Origin of the sequence: Sphingorhabdus sp. Alg231-15 (genome assembly GCF_900149705.1) — a bacterium.
Classification (GTDB): Bacteria; Pseudomonadota; Alphaproteobacteria; order Sphingomonadales; family Sphingomonadaceae; genus Parasphingorhabdus.
The window spans coordinates 2,070,355-2,088,363 of the sequence record NZ_LT703001.1; the positions used below are offsets into that span (position 1 = coordinate 2,070,355).

Here is an 18,009-nt window from a genome sequence, read left to right on the forward strand (position 1 = left end):
TCAGGGCGCTTCACCGGTGCCATGGCCGAGAGCGAGGTAGTCGTCTGACTGCATCTCGACCAGCCGGGAGGCGGTGCGGACAAATTCGAATGACCCGTCGCCCTCGGGATAAAGCGAATCAGGCTCGGCATCGGCGCTTGCCAATAGCTTGACGCGATATTCGTAGAGCGCGTCGATCAGGGTGACAAAGCGTGCCGCTTCATTGCGGTTCTCTTTGGAAAGAATCGGGATACCGACGATGATGACACTGTGAAAATGACGCGCAATGGCGAGGTAATCCGGTGCTCCCCGCGCCTCTGCACACAACCGTTTGAAGGAGAAAACACCGACGCCTTTCAACGCTTTGGGCACATGCATCGACCGGGCTCCTTGCACAGCCAGCTCCTCGGAAGGAACATGAGCGCGGTCTTCCGGCGGATAATCGGTCAGCCGGAAAAACGCTTCGCTCAACGCTTTGGTCGCTGCATCACCATTGGGCACATGCCACAAATCGACACCGCCCAATCGTTCGCGGCGATAGTCCGTCGGGCCGTTTAGCGAGATGACATCCAGCTGATTCTCGAGCAGATCGATAAACGGCAGGAAATGCTCGCGATTGAGGCCGTCCTTGTACAAATCAACCGGCGGCCGATTGGACGTCGCAATCAATGTAACGCCAGCGTCAACCAAACCGGTGAACAGCCGGGACATGATCATCGCATCAGCGCTATTGTTCACCACCATTTCATCAAAGGCGAGGAAACGCGCCTCACCTGCCAGTGCCTCGACAACCGGAAGGATCGGATCACCCTGCTCCTTCTTGCGCTCTTCATTCAGGCGCGCGTGGACATCGAGCATGAACTCATGAAAATGCGCGCGTTTCTTGCGATTAATCTGAAGACTGTCGTAAAACAGATCCATCAGCATCGACTTGCCGCGCCCGACGCCGCCCCACATATAGATGCCGCGCGGCGGCGTCGGCTTTTTCGAGAACATTCGCCACAGCACGCTACCGCGTGGTGGAACCGCTTCGAGCTCTTGCTGCAATTGCGCGAGTCGCTGTGCACAGGCGTTCTGATCGGCATCAGATTTGAGTTCGCCATTTGCGATCAACGCTTTGTAGCGCGCGTAAAAGTCGGTCATTGCGAAGCCGGTTTTTGCACGGTTTTTTGCGCGGTTTTTTGCGGCGGTTTTGCGGCAGGTGCCTTCTTCACGATGGCCGTGTAAGACGCCATATTTTCTTGACCATCACCCTGAACGACCAGTCCACGAAGAAACAGGAAGCGCCCCGTTTCACGGGCTATTTCCACCTGCGCTTCGAGCGGCTCACCGAGGCGCGCCGCACCGATAAAGTGAGTTTGCAATTCGAGTGTCACGGCAAATCCGGAGGGCCCGATTTCCAGCACCCGCATGGCTGCGAACAGAGCGCAATCGATAAAGCCCATCATCGTGCCGCCGTGAACCACGTCGCCGAGATTGCGATGCTGTCGTTCCGGGAACATGCGGACGCGGGCAATATTTTCAGCAATACCATCGCCGCCGCGCCGGACAATCATCGGTCCGAGAAAGCTGTTATAGCATTCCGGATCGCGCAATTTCCAATGGTACCAACCTGGATGATCAGGGTGCGGATCGCTGGTAAAAAATTCAGGCTCGGCGTCAGCCATCAGCTTCTCGCCAGCCAATTATCAAACTTCCCGGGCCGCCGTCATCTTCTTGATCTCGGCAATTGCTTTTGCCGGCGACAAGCCTTTAGGGCACGCATTGGCGCAGTTCATGATCGTGTGGCAGCGATAAAGGCGGAATGGATCTTCCAGTTCATCAAGCCGTTCTCCGGTCATTTCGTCACGACTATCGGCCAACCAGCGATAGGCCTGAAGCAGAATAGCGGGGCCAAGAAACTTGTCGGAATTCCACCAATAGCTCGGGCAGCTGGTTTGGCAGCAGGCGCACAGGATACATTCGTAGAGGCCATCGAGCTTGGCACGGTCTTCAGGAGATTGCAGCCGCTCTTTGCCGGAAGGCGTCGGCGTTACCGTCTTAAGCCAAGGCTGGATCGACGCATATTGCGCATAGAAATGCGTGAAATCCGGGACCAGATCCTTGATTACTTCCATATGAGGCAAAGGCGTGATCTTCACTTCCTTGCCACAATCTTCAATCGCCGTGGTGCAGGCGAGGCCATTTTTGCCATCGATATTCATCGCACAGGACCCGCAGATGCCTTCACGGCAGGACCGACGGAAGGTCAGTGTTGAATCCTGCTCGCTTTTCATCTTGATCAGCGCATCCAGGACCATCGGTCCGCAATCCTCGGTATCGATCTTGAAGGTATCATAGCGCGGGTTTTCACCGCTATCAGGGTCATAACGATAGACCTTAAACGCACGGGCCTTCCCACCACTCAGCGCTTCGTGCACTTCACCGGTTTTCCGGATTTTACTGTTTTTCGGGAGCGTAAAGGTTGCCATCAATATTCTCTTGCGTTGGCGAAATAGTAGGTGTCGCGTTAGTAATCGATTGTGAGGCGCCATTAATAGCCAGTTTTCCGACAAACTCAATGCCTGAAATAGGTGGCCAAACCGTCCCTAGGCCTCTAAAAACCAACGAAACCTTTTGTGCTGGTCATTTTGATAAGCGCCTATGCCCTCGCTATTTGCACGATTTGCCTCTTTTTCGATTCTAAAATACCCAAATTGTCTGCTAACATAATCAAATCTCTGCTATTTGCTCAAAAAGACCACATCACCTAAATTACGACAGGAAAAAACATATGCAGACCAAAAACGGTGTGACTCTTTTGCTGCATGGCGAAAATGACACGCTGATATGGGGAATGACCAATGCGGAACGGGGTCGCCGCTTGGTTGAGAAACTGCAGGGGAATATCAGCGGCAGCCTATGGATAAACTTGGCTTATGTTTTTGATCCGCAATGGATAAGCTACGTTCATGACAATCCGGGAAGCGTCCTGACTATTGGCGGCGTTCCAATACTAGCACATCTGAGAAACGAGATAGAAGCGGAAGAGCTTGCTGCAAAGCGCATACCTACTGACGCGCGGGTGATGGAATATCGCGACGGACCGCGCATTCACAATCATGCACTGCGCAAGCTGGAGACACCTTTTGCGCGCGAACTCACACCGGCGACGGTGAAGGATATCGAGCGGCAAAGCTATTTTGGGGCCTATAAAGGGGTCACCGACATTCTCACCAAATATCTTTGGCCGGAACTTGCATTGATACTCACTCGCTTTGCCGCCCGAATCGGGATGACGCCAAACATGGTCACCGGCATCGGTGCGATCGGCTGTATCGCCGCGACCTTCTTGTTCTATTACGGTTATTTCTGGTCAGGTATGGCCGCAGGTTTTGTATTCATGGTTCTGGACACCGTTGATGGCAAGCTTGCCCGCTGCACCATAACATCATCCTTTTGGGGAAATATTTTTGATCACGGGCTTGATCTGGTCCATCCGCCTTTCTGGTGGGTGGCATGGGCGATAGGGCTTGGTGCGGTTGGATTGGCCTTGCCGGAAGATCAACTTCGTCTGGCGCTGATCGTCATTCTGGGCGGCTATGTCCTGCAACGGATCATCGAGGGGATATTCATCCGCGCTTTTGGTCAGCATATCCATGTCTGGAGACCGATGGATTCATGGTTCCGTCTGATCACCGCAAGGCGCAATCCCAATATGGTGCTGTTATTTGTCTCTATGGTTTTTGGTCGCCCCGACATCGGTCTGATTGCAGTGGCTTGGTGGACTTTGATTTCGCTGGCGGTCCATTTGGTGCAGCTGATGCAGGCCTGGTTGGTGAAAATGCGAGGTGGTCAGATTGTATCATGGCTGGAACAAGAGCAAGGATAGGCTGATGATCAACGATACCATCAAGAAGTTCGGATATCCCGCGACGTTGGTGAAGGGCTATCATCATTGGGTCGTTTTGCTGCGCCCCGCTCAGGTAACTCTCGGTTCACTGGTTGTTGCAGCCAAGTCGGATGCAACCGATTTTGGTGATCTGTCTGACGATCATTTCGCTGAATTGAAATCTGTAACAGCGGATGTGTCATCAGCTCTGCAAGCGCTGGTTTCCCATAAGAAGCTCAACTGGCTGATGCTGATGATGGTCGACCCGCACGTCCATTTTCATCTCATCCCGCGCTATGAGGGAGCGCGTGAATGGATGGGTCAGGATTTTGAGGACAAGGCGTGGCCTGGCCCTCCAGCGCTTGGCGATGCAGTCAAATTATCGGACGATCAAATCTCTGGAATGGCAACCTGGATCAAATCAAGCTTTCCGGACTAGCCGGATTTGGCCAACCACTGATCTGTAAGAGCGGTTGCCGCTTCGACATCGTTGAGAAAATCGACCTCGGCCCAATCATGACCCTGGATAGACACGGTGCCGACTTTTTCGCTGGGAGCCAGCGTGTCAATAATCTTGAGATACCAGTTCTCCACACCTGCCGGCGTGCGCATGACGTCGCGAACTTTTTCCCGAAACATAGCACCGCCTTCTCCACGAAATGCCAGAAAGCCGATCGATTCCGCGTCGCTTTGTTCGGCGGTCAATGTCTTTCCGATTGCCGTCAGCCGGTCGCCGCTCAGCGATACTTTCATATCATCGCTATCATAATGGTCTTTAATATCGACGGTCACCGTAATCGGCCAGTTCTCGGTTTTCTGGGCAGTGGCAATAATCTCGGGTGAAATCAGCGTATCGCCGTTCAGGATCATGAAATCTCCATCCATTACATCGCGCACAATCCAGCAGCTGCCAAGATTATCAGCAACCTTGAAAAACGGATTAAAGTGGATTGTTATGTCGGTGCCCACCTGCTTCAGATCCTCAAGCTCCGCTTCAACCATATCTGTCATAAAGCCGGTCACGACATGAAATTCACGCACCCCACCTGCAGCCAGCATTTCGATCTGCCATGCGATCAGGCTCTTGCCCGAAAAATCGATCAGGCATTTGGGGCGTTCGGCGGTCAGCGGCAGCAACCGCGAGCCTTGACCTGCACTCAGGATTATTACTTTGTCGATCATGTTGGCAATTGGCCTTTATCGGGATAGGGATGGTGTGGGGAGACACTTAGAACGATGGCCATCAAAGCTCAATCCTGTAACAACCGGTTGCAGATATGTCTTCGGATGCTTGTTTGACCATGGCTGAGGAAGTGGCGATCGAACCAGCAAATGCCAAACCGGAAAAAACCGGGATCAAGCGGATTATCACCAATACCGGATGGCTGCTTGGCGGTAAGGGTTTTGGGGGCGTCTTAAGCCTCTTCTATCTCGCTATCCTCACCCGTACGCTGGGCGTGGCTGGCTTTGGACAGTTTGCGCTGATTACCGGAACTGCGCAGGCCATCGCCCTGATCGTTACCTTTCAGACTTGGCAAGTCGTCATCCGCTTTGGTGCGCGCAATATCAAGGGGGAGGAAAACCGACGGCAATTCGGGCGGCTGGTCGGGCTGTGCACCTTGCTCGACATTGCCGGAGCAGTCGCGGGGTGCATCTTGGCCTATTTTGCCGTTGGCTGGCTGGCCCCGTTTTTCGGTTGGGATCAGGAGCTGGCACAAAATGCTCTGATCTTTGCCCTGGTGATGCTGCTGTCCATCAAATCAACGCCCACCGGCATATTGCGGGTGGAGAACCGGTTTGATCTCGCAGCCTATGCCGAGGCGATTATTCCGACAATTCGCCTGATCGGCACATTGATTGTCTGGTTTACCGACCCCAGTCTGATCAACTTTCTCGCGGTCTGGGCTCTGTCGGAAGTCATTCATGCCATTGGCTATTGGCTGTTTGCAGCGTGGAATAGCCGCGACATCATGGCCCCTCGAAATCTGTTGCGCGTGAAACGGGCGGTGCGGGAGAACCGCGGGATTGGCGAGTTCCTGCTGATATCCAATCTCGGTTCCACCCTCGCCGGACTGTCCCAGAATATTTCTCTGTTGATCGTCGGCTATTTTGTCGGCCCAACCGCAGCCGGTCTGTATCGGCTCGCCAGCCAGCTCAGTGTCGCAATGACCAAAATATCCGTACTCCTGTCGCGTGCGATATTCGCCGAAGTCAATCTGATGCGTGCGCAACAAGGTGCAGAGGCCATGAAGGTGCTGTTTCGCAAGGCCAGCCGGATGCTCTTCATCACCGGCGGTACCGTCATCCTGATTGTGGTGGTCATCGGCCAACCCGCCCTTTTCTACATGTCCGGACCGGAGTTCTTACCGGCTTATCCCTTGCTGATTCTGCTAGCCGCAGCGGCTTCAGTCGATCTTGCCGGTGCCATTTATGAGCCGACATTATTGTCAGGCAGCGGGGCTCGTACCGCCTTGATATTGCAGGCCGCTATTGCCATCTTGTTCATCACCATGCTGCTCCTCGGCCTGCAATTCTATGGCGCGCGGGGTGCCGCGGGTGCGATGCTGGTCGCGGCTATCGTACGACTTGTTCTTTTTGGCGTCGCAGCACGACGCAATCTGGCCAAAGGCTAGGCTCTAGCCGCTTCCTTCCGCGCGGCGAGTATCTTTTCAACCATTTCAAGGTCGCTATCCTTGTCAACGTCAATGCAAGCCTCTGCCTGGGCCATCGGTATGATCTTTATGGTCAGGCCTAGCTTCTTGCCAACCCGCGCCACCAGTTGATCAACAGTAAGCACCCTGGTCAGCGCCAGAAACAAAAGCCACGGCCCGAATATTGTCAAAATCTTCCAGCCCTTTTTACGATCCTGCTCAACCTCGGCCCAATAGCGCAATATCTCGCGCGCCTTCGGGGAACCGAAATAGAAGAGGTTCGCCCCGCTATAATGGCCGCCGCGCAATTTCAACCAGGTCCGCTGCGATGCGGGATAGCGGTGCAGCAGCACCTGCTTTTCAACAAGCGCAATAGCAATATCGGTATCTTCGGCCGCGCTCAGGAAGTCATCTAGCATCGGCGCGTTGAGCAGCACATTGTCTGCTGTGGTAATCAGCACCGGAAAACGGGCGTCATCCTGATCCAGAACCGTGTCGAGTGATGTCGCGATGGTCGAGCCACTGGTTTGCGCAATCACGCGAGGGTGGTTTTCCAGTTCGCTGGTATCGGCATCGGTCCAAAAGGGCGAAAAATCCTGCGCCAGAACATGTACATCGCCGATAGCCTGATGATCCAGCAAAGCGTCGGTGACATGCGCAAGCATGGCTTTGCCTGCGATCGGGATCAGCGCTTTTACCGCGATGCCCCGGCTGTCCGCCATCGGATCGCCACCGGGACGACTTCCCGCAAGAACAAGTGCGTCAGCGGTTGAAGAAGATGCACCGTCTCTATTATTATCGGCCGTCATGGACGGCTTTCGAAAAAGGCAATCATATCATCGAGCACCGGGCCCTTATTTCGAAAGGGCTTGGAGATTGCCATCATGATTTCCAGATGATCCATGTCCTGATATTCCACATATTCGGCATCGCCGCCTGCCTCGAGGATCTTGTCGCTTAATATCTGGCTATTTCGGGGCCGTACCTGAGTGTCATCCACGCCGGTCGAGAGCCAAAGTGGCGGCGCATCGGCGCGGACAAAATTGACTGGCTGTGTCATTTCGGGGACATGATAGGAGCCAAAGCTGTTCTTTGTTGTCTCGCTGTCGAATGGATAAAAATCATAAGGCCCGGCCAAAGCAGCCACACCTTTGATCAAATCCGGTGTCTTGCCCAAACGCCCCAGCCACTGGCGGTCCAGCGCCAGCATTGTGACGTTATACGCGCCAGCCGACTGGCCGGACAGGAATATCCGCTGCGGATCGCCGCCATGGTCCGCAATATTGTCATGGACCCAGGCGACGGCCTTGGCGCTATCTTCGAGAAATCCCGGGAATTTGGTATCGGGATAAAGTCGGTAGTCGGCCAGCACGGTCATGTAACCACGATGCGCCAGTGCCCGGCCGGCAAAGGCATATTCATCTTTCGACCCCGCCCGCCAGCCGCCGCCATAGATAAACACCACGACGGGCAAGGGCTTATCGGAAGCCTTGGTCGGCACCCAGATATTCAGGCCAAGGCCAAGCTCTTCATCATAAACCTGTCCGCCGACCAGCAGTTTGGCATCCCCATCGCCGGGAATGATATTGTTGACCATGTCGAGTTGACGCGGACCGGGTTGTGAGAAAAACCAATAGGCAAAGCCAGCAACCGCAATCGCCACGATCCCGAAAGTGATAAGCCATTTCATTAAACAAGACCTTCTATTTATTCTCAGCGCTTTAACCAGCGGATGAGGCGCTGGCAATGTTGCGGGAGAGCGGAGAGGAGTTTTTAATATTCACCTCAGGCGCCGGGCGGGAGATTTTATATAACCTCAGTCGCCGGGCGCGGGCATCCGCCCGCTTGGCTTTCCTCGCATAAGCTCGGGCGCGCGGTCGCGCTTGCCTCCGCTTCGCGTCGGATCGGCGCGACCTCGAGAGCATGACCTATGAGCACACCCTTGAGACCATCGTCCGAGCGCAGCGAGGCAAGGCCGACTGGCCGCCGCGCCTTATGGCGCGTAGCCAAGCGGGCGGATGCCCGCGCCCGGCGCTTGAGGTCTAACAAAGACTCATCCCCTCTCAAAGTTCACACAATTCACACACCCTGCGCTTCCGCCCCTTCCTGCGTCCCTTCCGCTTCCACCTCACTCTCGCCCTGCTCATAAAAGCCGCTGCGTTCCAGGAACCCGCTGCGATCAGCGCGCTCCCAGTCAAGATCGTCCCACTCCTCGCACTCAGCTATGTCGAGATCAGAGACATTAATATCCTCCGGCGCCATGGCCTGGATCTTCTCGCGGCCATGCTGCAGCTCCAGGGCCTTCATGATCTGCGCGTTGGACAGCGCGCCGCTGCTTGCACCTACTGTCTCACCCGATGCATCAATCTCGTCGACCAGCGCTGCACAATCCTCGCCCTTGCCGATGCCGTCCAGCAGATCATCAAATCTCTCGGCCGCCACCTGTGCCGGCTTGCCTGCCAGATCAATCCGGTCGGCCATCTTGTCGAGCCGGGCAAGCGCTGCCAGAAACAGAGGCGCGCTCCAGCGTTCCCTTGTTCCCACTTCTTCGCCCTGGTGCCAGACCGCTTCGCTCCAGCCATTAAGCCCCTTGTCCATCAGCTCATCCTGAAAGATATCCCGGGCATGGATGATCGCCGCATCCCACGCCCGGGCAAAGGCCCGTGCATCCGGCCGCCTACGCAGCTTGTAAGCACTCTCCCGAGACAATCCCGCATAGCGCGCTGCCGCCCGGACATTGCCGGTCCTTGCCAAAGCTTCCAGAAACACCACCTGCCGGTCCGGCGACCAGCCATCATGGCGCGCCCGGGGCCGCGCCAGCTCCTCAGCAGCAGGGATATCGGTGAAACTGTCGTGAGCAGGCTGTTCGGTCATAGCTATGGTCCTTCATGTCAGAGAAACACATAGATATAACCTATCTGGTACATTGTAGGAAAGAGGAGAATAGGGGGCCTTACCATCGTGTCGCGGTTGACAGGATACCTGTCCATCTATATGTCACTAAATAGTGACATATCAATTTTCCCATGACGACCTGATCTGGAAAGCGCTTAGCGATGGGCGACGACGATTAATCGTTGAGGCGCTGTCGACGGGCCCTAAACAAACTGGCGAGCTGGTTGATCTGTTCCCCGATATCGGGCGCACTGGCGTCCTCAAGCATATCGATATCCTGACGGAGGGGAAGATTATCGATGTACGCCGAGAAGGCCGCATACGCTGGAATTACCTTAATCCAAAACCCATCAAGTCGGTCTGCAATAGCTGGGTGCTGAAACATATTGATGGCATGAAATCATCGACTGCAAAACTGAAGCAAATCGCCGAACGGGAGACGGAAACATGAACGACGTAACCGATGCAAAGATCATCAAATATCAATTTGAATTGCCAATCAAGCGCAGCGCTGCCGATATCTGGGCGTTGATGGTAAATGAGACTGACGCATGGTGGATGCATGATTTTCGGGCGCTGGGCGAAGATTCAAAAGTGACATTAGATCCGCGAACGGGTGGCCAGTTGATCGAAAGCACAGCGGATGGCAGCAGTTTGGAATGGTATCGGGTACAGATGGTCTCGCCGGAACAGGCGCTTTATCTGGTTGGCTATATGGCCCCAGACTGGGGTGGGCCGACGACCTCTATGTTGAAACTGGCGGTTGAAGACCGCAACGATGGCAGCGCGCTGATTGTTTCGGATGCCCTGTTAGGCAATGTGACCGAGGCGTCAGCCAAAAGTGCTGAAGGCGGCTGGAAAACCTTGCTCGGGGATGGCTTGAAAGCGTTTGCGGAAAAATAGCGCACAAACAAGAAAGGGCCCCGAAACCAGTCCGGAGCCCCTTGTGAAACCAATATGATTTGCGTCTAACCAACCACGATCATTGCCAGTGATCGGGCAATCAAGGCTGGCGTTTCGATGCCGTCAATTTCCACTGTGACATCATAGGTCATCAGCCAGCGACCCGGCTGTTTTTCCACCGCATCAAACAGCACATGGCGGGCGCGGACCTTTGATCCGGCACGAACCGGGTTGAGGAAGCGGACCTTGTCATAGCCATAGTTGATGCCCATGACCGTACCTTCAAGACCCAGGGTGCAGCCGTAGGACATGGCTGGCATCAACGAGAGAGTCAGCAGACCGTGGGCGATCGTGCCACCAAAAGGCGTGGCCTTGGCCTTTTCTTCGTCAATATGGATGAACTGGTGATCTTCCGTGCAATCGGCAAATTTGTTGATCCGGTCCTGACTGGCTTCAAACCATTCGGATACACCGACTTCTTTGCCTTTCCAGGATTCCAGTTCTTCGGGTTTGATTATTGGCATGTTCTTTCTCCTAATTGGGGTTCTTTTAGCCCTTCATCACTTCCTGCATCCGGCGGAAAAATTTGCCGCCCTGTCCGCCGCCATTGGCATATTCTTGCATACCGGTTTCATCGAGAATCTGATCGATATTTGCGGCAATGGATTCAGCATTGCGATCCGCTTCAGGAAGCCAGATACCCTCGGTCTCAAGGATTTTTGCGGCAGCAAAACCACCGGCACCGGCCGTCAATATCGTCTTGGATGGCGCGCCATCGCTGCACAGATAGACCACCGCCGGCGTCACCGCCTCGGGAACCAGCAATTTCAGGGCTTCTTCCGGCATGATGTCTTCGGTCATGCGGGTCGCGGCAACCGGCGAGATACAATTGGTATGAATGCCCTTGCCCGCGCCTTCCTGGTGCAGGCTGTTCATCATGCCGACCAGCGCAAGTTTCGCGGCGCCGTAATTGACCTGCCCGAAATTCCCGTAAAGTCCTGTCGACGAGGTCGTCATCACGATCCGGCCATATTGGCGCTCGCGCATATGATCCCATACCGCCTTCGTACAATTGGCGCTTCCGGTAAGATGCACATCCATGACAAACTGGAAATCTTCCATGCCCATCTTGTGAAAGCTCTTATCGCGCAAGACGCCAGCATTATTGACGAGAATATCGACATGGCCCCATTTCGCAATCGCATCGGCAACCATTTTCTCAACCGCTGGCATATCAGTCACACTGCAGCCTGCTGCCATCGCTTCGCCGCCTTCAGCTTCAATCTCTGCGACAACCTGCTCCGCTACGGTTGCCGAACCGCCGGTGCCATCGCGTGCGCCACCAAAATCGTTGACGACAACCTTTACGCCGCGCCGCGCCAATTCCATCGCATGCTGCTTGCCAAGGCCAGCACCGGCACCGGTGACTATGGCTACGCGATCATTAAATTCTACTGTGCTCATGGGAGTTTCGCCTCTCGCTTTCTCATATGAATGGGATTGTTTGCGCCGATGGATGCGCAATCAAGCCAAGTGAGTCAAGCTAAGGCGTCTAGATTCCCGGTCCGACTATTTTGCAGTCTTCCTGCGACCCTTGCCTGCCGTAGCGGAAGGCGTGGTCATACGTTTTTTCGGTTTTTTTGCTGCTGCCTTTTTCGGCTTGGTTTTTTTGGCCGCTGCTGCGCCTGCTTTCTTCGCCGCCGCCAGCAGCGCCTTGAGGCTTTTCTCAGCAAAATCAACATAAGTGGCAGGATCCGGCAGCATCTCGCGATCAGCCGTTATCGTCAGCATGATCTCTCCGTGATAGCTGGTGACGATATGAAAAACGCCCATGCCATCGGTTGGCAGACCCATGCCAAAGCTGCGCTTCAGTTCGGCACCGGCAAAATACATCGAAACCGGTGGACCCGGCACATTCGTCACAACCGTGTTCATCTGCGGTGCGACAGTCTGACCCAGGCCCATGCGTGCGGCAAGTTTCGTGGTAGCGGCCGTCAGGCCCGCCGGCATTGCGCCGCTCAACTCCATCAAGGTCCGCGCACCGACCGCTTCAACCATATGCTTGGAACGATTCGTTTCCTTCGCCACGAACTCCAGCCGCTTCGCCGGATCGGCAATATGCGTGCCGAGACCAACGGTCATCATCGATACCTGATTCCCGCCAGCCGCTTCACCATTGTCATCACGAACTGAAATCGGCGCGCCAGCCTTCAAAGTGTTATCCGGCAGCTCGCCCTTGCTTTCAAGATAGGCGCGCATGGTCCCGCCGACCACCGTCAGCATTACATCATTAACCGTCACACCGGGAAATGCGGAACGGATAGTCTTGATATCAGCGAGTGGGAATATCTTTCCGTCAAACACGCGGTGCGGTGTCAACCTGTCACCAAAGCGCGTCTTGGGAATGCCGGTCGCTGCATCTTTCTGCTGCTTATTCTCTCTTGCGAAATCAAACATCCGCTTCGGCACGGGAAGCAGCTTACCAAGCGTCTGGAGGCCGCGCACCGGATTGGCGATATTATTAACCTGCGCCCGCATCAACAGGCCAAGGTCATTCGGCTTGGGCTCGGCGCGCCATTGCTTGTCCCATTTTCGCGGTTTCATTTTGGCGTCAAGGTCGTGCAGCGCCAAAGTCATCTGCAGCCCCGATTGCCCATCCACAGCAGCATGGTGGAATTTGTGCATCACCGCAAAGCTGCCCTTGGGGATGCCTTCGACATTGTCGAGGCCTTCAATGACCGTAAACTCCCACAGCGGGCGATCCATGTCCAAAGGCCGCGCATAAATCCGTGCCGCCTGAATGCAAAGCTGACGCCAGTCACCGGGTTGTGGCAAGGCAATATGACGCACATGATATTCGAGATCGAAATTCTCGTCCTCAATCCAATAGGGATGATCAAGGTCCAGCGGCACACGCACAAGTTTCTGACGGAATATCCGCGCGCCATCGAGCCGACCTTCAATATAGTGTAATATATCCTTGAACCCGACTTTACCGCCGGGTGCGGTAGAGGGATCATAGATGAGCAGCTGGCCGATATGCATCGGTGTATTGCGTGTTTCCGTATAGGCAAACATCGCATCGAGCGCACCTAGTTGTTCCATGTCCATACCCCTCGTGATTCTTATTGAGGCAAGCATAAATCAGATTGGTTAAAGAAGCGAATCAGTTAAACGGAGCGGGAGAAGCACGAGGCGCGACTAGTTGCTTAAAGAGGCCTCGCTTCTAAACAGGCGCGTTACTTTGTCGAGCAAACCGCCCGCAACCGATCGGCCGGTTGCCGCGATTTCCACGCTGCCCGGGGTGAGCTGTAAAGCAGCGCCATCCTTATATACCTTTTTCGAAGCGATCAGACGGACACGGTAAAGCGCCGAACGGGGCCGCAAGATATTCTCGTCCTTATCCGAAGCAATTGGTCCGCCATTGACCGAGGCCAGTATCGGCTGATCAATTCTCTCTACCGCATTGGTCGATTTCTCTACCAGCTTGGCTGCCCGAGATGCCTGCACCGGATCATCCGGAACAAAGCGGCCACGCGCATCTTTGGAAATACGCCAGATATCGTCTTCACTGACATAGGCCTGAATATCATAGTCATCGGATGTGACGATATAGGCAATAGCCTCCGCCCCACCGAGCCAACGCCCGCTGTGAATATCCGGTGACAAGTCGGTGACGATCCCTGCAATCGGCGCGCGCAGTATCAGGCGCTCGCTACGCAGCTCAAGACCGCTGAGCTGATCTTGCTCTTGCTTGAGCTCCCGTTCAAGAACCATGCGATTGGACAGGTCAATCTCATCCGCCGCCCCGCGGCCAAATTGCAGTTGCAGATTGGCGATTTTGACCTTCGTCGACGCAATCGACTGCTCCAGCTCCGGGGCAGAAAGTTGAAGCAGCGGCTCGCCCGCCGCAACCCTTTGACCATTCTCGACAAACAGCTTTTCAACCTTACCAGGATCACCCGCGACAATCGGAGATGCGCCAATCGGTGTCAGTACCGCTGGCGCGCTGATATGCCGGTCAAGCGGCAACAAGCAGAGCAGCAGCGCTATACCGCTTCCGATCAGCAACAGGCGGGTCCGCGACGTCGCCAATATCCGATCTTTCATGCTGGCCCAGACCTTGAATTCCGAGAAGACAGGACGGGCAATGAAAACCGCGATTTCAACGACGAACAGAATCACACCGAGCAGTTTGAAAAACAGCGTATAGACCAGCAGCGCGATACCGATGAACAGGAACAGGCGATAGATCCACGTCATCCACGCGTAGACAATCATCCCGCGGCGCAATCTGTCCGGCACCTGTTCGGGTGCTTCATCGCCCAAGGCGAAGAGCAGCTCACGCAGCCGCCAGCGGCCCAGGGCAAAAGCGCGTGGTTGCAGATTGGGAACGCCCAGCCAGTCGGAGAGGACATAATAACCATCAAAGCGCATGAACGGATTAAGGTTGATCGCCAGACTCATCACCCAGCTGGTGGTGGCGAGAATGAACGCAACACTGCGAAGCATACCATCGGGCAGCAGCACCCAGGCCATGGTCGCAAGCCCCGCAATCATCAACTCGACCGTGACACCAGCGCAATCGATCATCAGCCGCTGTTTGCGCGAAGTCAGCCGCCATGCACCGGATGTGTCTGTGTAGAGGACCGGCATCATCACCAGAAAACTGACCCCCATGCTCGGCACACGGCAGCCAAAGCGCGTCGCAGTATAAGCATGGCCGAGTTCATGGAGGATCTTGATGACAAACAGTCCAAGACCATAAGCGATCAGGCCCTGCCAGCTGAAAAAATAGAGGAAGGAGGCGAGGAAGCTATCCCACTGGCGCGACACAAGAAACAGGCCGGTAAGCGCCAGCAAGGCAAAGAAGGTCAAGGCCGGATAGGACCATAGCGGCGCGACTTTATCTATCGTCCGTTCCAGAAAGGCCGCCGGTTTGACGATCGGAATGCGGATGAAAAGATAGTTATCCAGCATCCATTTCCACCAGGCCTTTTTGGCCGTTTTCCGCTGTTCCGTAAAGCTTGCGACAGTGTCGCCCATTGGCGCTACGGTGAGGCTGTTGGACAGGGAAAAATCGACGACCTGACCAAAGGCCGTATTGATTTCTTCTTCGTCCAATCCTTCCGCGACAAGGTCATCATTGACCTTGGCCAGATCACCGGATGCCCAGCGGGAGAGAATGCGATATTCAATTTTGCCCAATTGAAAAAACAGATGCCGCACCGGATCAAACAGAGTCCAGCTTGGTGCGCCGGTAACCAGAGCCGCGCCCGGTTCAATCCGCAACTCTTGCCTAAGTGGCGGCAATAGGGGCCGTTCCGGCTCCGCTGGTGCAGCGGCAGTCATAGTCCGATTGTTTGTCTAAAGCTCGCTATCGGACGCTTGAGCAACGCATAGATAAGCGGCACCCACTCGCCATAAAGCTTGGCCGTGCCGCGCGAGCCAATACGCGGATTGCCGGATGTTGGCTTCGCCGTAACAGCGAAAGCCAATATGCCTTCCGCGGTCTGTCGCGCCTGATAGCTGGCATGTTCAACCTTGCCCTCAATCGCCCAGAGCGGCTGTGCATCCAGCCAGACTTTCACACGTGATCCGCGGTCCAGGGCCATCTGTTCGGCTGCGGGCAAATCGATGCGCAGCGCGATCTGCCCGGGATCAGCCACCTGCAATATCGGATCGCCGACATTGACCGCGCGCCCTTCCCAGTCGCGGCGGTCGCTGTAAATCGCCATGCCCCCGCGCGGGGCCTTGACCTGAGACAGTCCCATGACATCATTGGCAAAATTATAATCGGCTTGCGCCAGTTCATACTCCGCGCGAAGGGTAGCAATCTCGCGGGTCTCGTCATCCTTGCCAAAGGCCGTACTGGTGGACCGGTCCACCCGCGCCTTGGCCACAGCCAGTTTTTCCTGCGCGAGTTTCAATTCATTGGATAGCTTCACATCATCAAAAGACACCAGCAACGCGCCTTCCTCGACCGCCGCATTCGGGGCCACATGGATACGCGAAATGACACCGGAAAACGGCGCTGCAACCATGAACGGACGCGCAGCCACAACTTCTACGGGGGCCAATGCTGTCATGCGAACCGGGAAGAGCGCGATCACCAGCAGAGCGATCAATATACCGATCTTCTCTTTGCGCCCAAAGCGGCCAATGCGCTTGACCGGCTTGTCGCCGGTTAGCGCCCGCCAGCTATGCGAAACAGTCTCGGAAAGCCGTGTCAGCCGATAGCCTTCGCCTTCACGAAACGGCGTTTCTCGCATAACCAATAGTCCGCCAAACACCTTTTCCTCGCTGTCTAGCAAAGGCTGCCAGCGGCATTCACCATAAGGATATTCGGCCAGCGCTGGGTCTTCGCTCATCGCGCCGAGAGTGAAATCATGTGGCCGTTCCAGCCCGTCATTTTTCGCCAACTTGGCGATCAGTTTCTCTATCGCCTGAATCAGCGGTGCGTTGCGATCGACCGATGATATACTGGAGGCGCAGACGATATGAAAATCATCACCGATACGCGGCTGACGCGCGATAAACATCTGCTCATAGGGCAGAATGCGGCGCATTTCATTGGCGACATGATAGTGCAGTTCAGCCACACCCGGCTGGCGACGCACCTCCGCTTCAAATTGCAGCAGGCTGGCGAGCATATTGGCATCACCGGACAGCGGTGCCGCCCCCGCAGCAACGGGCAATATCGCAATCGGTGCAGGGTCGGAATCAGGAGGGCTGACGGCCATCGGCTTTTGCTGCTTCTGATTTACTCTGGGTACCGGCTGATGTTTTTTCCGCTGCGCTTTGCGCTGGCTTATCCGACGGCTTCACAAACACGCCAGAGCCGCTCATCCCCGGCAAGACCAGGCTCTCGGTTTTGTCGACGTTGCCAGTGACACGGATAGTCTTGCTCACCGGATCAACTGACGCACCCAGCCGCGAAATCTGGCCCGTCACATCTGCACCGGTTTCATCAATCGTGAAGGTGAAATCGGCGCCCGGGCGCAGCCAGGTCAGCCAGTTGCTTGGAACGATCAGCTCGACCTCAAGATCGCCGCCGCTCTGAATGGTCAACAGCGGCTGACCGCTGGCGGCAATCTCGCCGCGATGGGCAATCTCTTCAACAACCGTGCCGGAAAAAGGCGCATAGACGGCACAATCCGTCAAGTTGGCCTTAATCGCATTGGCCTCTGCATTGGCTTTACCGAGATTGGCTTTTGCAACGGCGACTTCATTCTTGCCAATTGCTTCATATTGATCGAGTTCGACATTGGTCTGGTAAGTGACATTATAGGCATTGGCCGCCGCCTGCGCAGCCTTTAGCTCTGCCCGAATGGCCGAACAATCAAATTGCGCTAGCAATGCGCCCTTGCGGAAACTGCGCCCCTTGCCAAAGGGCATGGAGGTGATCCGCGCAGTCATCCGCGACGCTATGGTCGATTCTTGCTTGGGCTTGATGACCCCGCGAACATCAGGGTCCGGCTTGGGTTCCGGTTTCTGAACCTCTGCCTCAGCCGTTTCAGTTGGTTTCTCTTCCGTGGCACTCAAGGCCGCTTCGTTGCTCGACCAATTTGGGCCATCGCCACTCGTAGCAAGGCCAATGCCGATTGCTGCAGCAATCGCAATACCGCCGCCCCAAAGCCATGGAGCCTTTGATTTTTCCCCGGTGTCCGAGGCGTCGTCCTCGGGTGCTTCACTCATCAAATATGCTTT

General features: G+C 55.3%; 19 protein-coding genes. 5 read left to right on the forward strand and 14 right to left on the reverse strand.

The window, feature by feature from the left end; all coding sequences use genetic code 11:
• The 3 genes from zapE to DG177_RS10200 are packed head-to-tail and all read right to left on the reverse strand — an operon-like array spanning position 1 to position 2,450.
• Positions 1–1,122: a cell division protein ZapE gene (gene zapE, locus DG177_RS10190; protein ID WP_108811379.1), complete on the reverse strand. Its 1,122-nt coding sequence runs from the start codon at positions 1,120–1,122 to the stop codon at positions 1–3.
• Entirely contained in the window at positions 1,119–1,646 is a 528-nt protein-coding gene (locus DG177_RS10195) for a hotdog domain-containing protein (protein ID WP_108812914.1), read from the reverse strand. The genes zapE and DG177_RS10195 overlap by 4 nt, the downstream gene beginning before the upstream one ends.
• Before the next feature lie 21 nt (positions 1,647–1,667).
• Complete coding sequence (locus DG177_RS10200; RefSeq protein ID WP_108811380.1) at positions 1,668–2,450, reverse strand: succinate dehydrogenase iron-sulfur subunit; 783 nt, start codon at positions 2,448–2,450, stop codon at positions 1,668–1,670.
• A gap of 302 nt (positions 2,451–2,752) precedes the next feature.
• On the opposite strand from DG177_RS10200, the gene DG177_RS10205 reads away from it, so the two are divergent.
• On the forward strand, positions 2,753–3,850 hold the full coding sequence (locus DG177_RS10205; RefSeq protein ID WP_108811381.1) for a CDP-alcohol phosphatidyltransferase family protein: 1,098 nt from the start codon (positions 2,753–2,755) through the stop codon (positions 3,848–3,850).
• A gap of 7 nt (positions 3,851–3,857) precedes the next feature.
• Positions 3,858–4,289: an HIT domain-containing protein gene (locus DG177_RS10210; protein WP_108812915.1), complete on the forward strand. Its 432-nt coding sequence runs from the start codon at positions 3,858–3,860 to the stop codon at positions 4,287–4,289.
• Here DG177_RS10210 and DG177_RS10215 read toward each other — a convergent pair.
• Positions 4,286–5,032, reverse strand: a complete 747-nt coding sequence (locus tag DG177_RS10215) for a sugar phosphate nucleotidyltransferase (protein ID WP_108811382.1) — start codon at positions 5,030–5,032, stop codon at positions 4,286–4,288. The two genes, DG177_RS10210 and DG177_RS10215, sit on opposite strands and share 4 nt — an antisense overlap.
• 119 nt (positions 5,033–5,151) lie before the next feature.
• Between DG177_RS10215 and DG177_RS10220 the strand changes: the two genes are divergently transcribed.
• Positions 5,152–6,483: a lipopolysaccharide biosynthesis protein gene (locus tag DG177_RS10220; protein ID WP_337658722.1), complete on the forward strand. Its 1,332-nt coding sequence runs from the start codon at positions 5,152–5,154 to the stop codon at positions 6,481–6,483.
• On the opposite strand, the gene DG177_RS10225 is transcribed toward DG177_RS10220, so the two are convergent.
• From DG177_RS10225 to DG177_RS10240, 4 genes are all read right to left on the reverse strand, one after another.
• Positions 6,480–7,310, reverse strand: a complete 831-nt coding sequence (locus DG177_RS10225; protein ID WP_108811384.1) for an NTP transferase domain-containing protein — start codon at positions 7,308–7,310, stop codon at positions 6,480–6,482. The genes DG177_RS10220 and DG177_RS10225 overlap by 4 nt on opposite strands.
• Complete coding sequence (locus DG177_RS10230) at positions 7,307–8,191, reverse strand: alpha/beta fold hydrolase (RefSeq protein ID WP_108811385.1); 885 nt, start codon at positions 8,189–8,191, stop codon at positions 7,307–7,309. The genes DG177_RS10225 and DG177_RS10230 overlap by 4 nt, the downstream gene beginning before the upstream one ends.
• A 116-nt stretch (positions 8,192–8,307) precedes the next feature.
• Positions 8,308–8,550 carry a hypothetical protein gene (locus DG177_RS10235; protein ID WP_108811386.1) on the reverse strand — a complete coding sequence of 81 codons (243 nt, stop codon included), beginning with the start codon at positions 8,548–8,550 and terminating at the stop codon, positions 8,308–8,310.
• Positions 8,551–8,580: 30 nt separating this feature from the next.
• Positions 8,581–9,375 carry a hypothetical protein gene (locus DG177_RS10240; RefSeq protein ID WP_108811387.1) on the reverse strand — a complete coding sequence of 265 codons (795 nt, stop codon included), beginning with the start codon at positions 9,373–9,375 and terminating at the stop codon, positions 8,581–8,583.
• Between the two features lie 133 nt (positions 9,376–9,508).
• Between DG177_RS10240 and DG177_RS10245 the strand changes: the two genes are divergently transcribed.
• Positions 9,509–9,847, forward strand: coding sequence for a helix-turn-helix domain-containing protein (locus tag DG177_RS10245; protein WP_108811388.1), 339 nt, complete (start codon positions 9,509–9,511; stop codon positions 9,845–9,847).
• A complete protein-coding gene (locus DG177_RS10250; RefSeq protein WP_108811389.1) occupies positions 9,844–10,299 on the forward strand; it encodes a hypothetical protein in 456 nt (151 codons plus the stop codon). The genes DG177_RS10245 and DG177_RS10250 overlap by 4 nt, the downstream gene beginning before the upstream one ends.
• Before the next feature lie 65 nt (positions 10,300–10,364).
• Here DG177_RS10250 and DG177_RS10255 read toward each other — a convergent pair whose 3' ends face one another.
• The 6 genes from DG177_RS10255 to DG177_RS10280 all read right to left on the reverse strand — a co-directional run bounded on the left by DG177_RS10255 (position 10,365) and on the right by DG177_RS10280 (position 17,997).
• Positions 10,365–10,823 (reverse strand): MaoC/PaaZ C-terminal domain-containing protein, encoded by a 459-nt coding sequence (locus tag DG177_RS10255; RefSeq protein WP_108811390.1) that lies wholly within the window; start codon positions 10,821–10,823, stop codon positions 10,365–10,367.
• A gap of 25 nt (positions 10,824–10,848) precedes the next feature.
• Positions 10,849–11,763: an SDR family NAD(P)-dependent oxidoreductase gene (locus DG177_RS10260; protein WP_108811391.1), complete on the reverse strand. Its 915-nt coding sequence runs from the start codon at positions 11,761–11,763 to the stop codon at positions 10,849–10,851.
• A 105-nt stretch (positions 11,764–11,868) separates the two neighbouring features.
• Positions 11,869–13,404 (reverse strand): WS/DGAT/MGAT family O-acyltransferase, encoded by a 1,536-nt coding sequence (locus DG177_RS10265; protein WP_337658723.1) that lies wholly within the window; start codon positions 13,402–13,404, stop codon positions 11,869–11,871.
• Between the two features lie 96 nt (positions 13,405–13,500).
• The gene (locus DG177_RS10270; protein WP_108811393.1) at positions 13,501–15,651 is read right to left on the reverse strand and encodes an HlyD family efflux transporter periplasmic adaptor subunit; all 2,151 of its coding nucleotides are present in this window, start codon (positions 15,649–15,651) and stop codon (positions 13,501–13,503) included.
• On the reverse strand, positions 15,648–17,042 hold the full coding sequence (locus DG177_RS10275; protein WP_108811394.1) for an HlyD family efflux transporter periplasmic adaptor subunit: 1,395 nt from the start codon (positions 17,040–17,042) through the stop codon (positions 15,648–15,650). Before DG177_RS10275 ends, DG177_RS10270 begins: the two co-directional genes overlap by 4 nt.
• Positions 17,023–17,997 (reverse strand): efflux RND transporter periplasmic adaptor subunit, encoded by a 975-nt coding sequence (locus tag DG177_RS10280; protein ID WP_108811395.1) that lies wholly within the window; start codon positions 17,995–17,997, stop codon positions 17,023–17,025. The genes DG177_RS10275 and DG177_RS10280 overlap by 20 nt, the downstream gene beginning before the upstream one ends.
• Between the last annotated feature and the right edge of the window lie 12 nt (positions 17,998–18,009).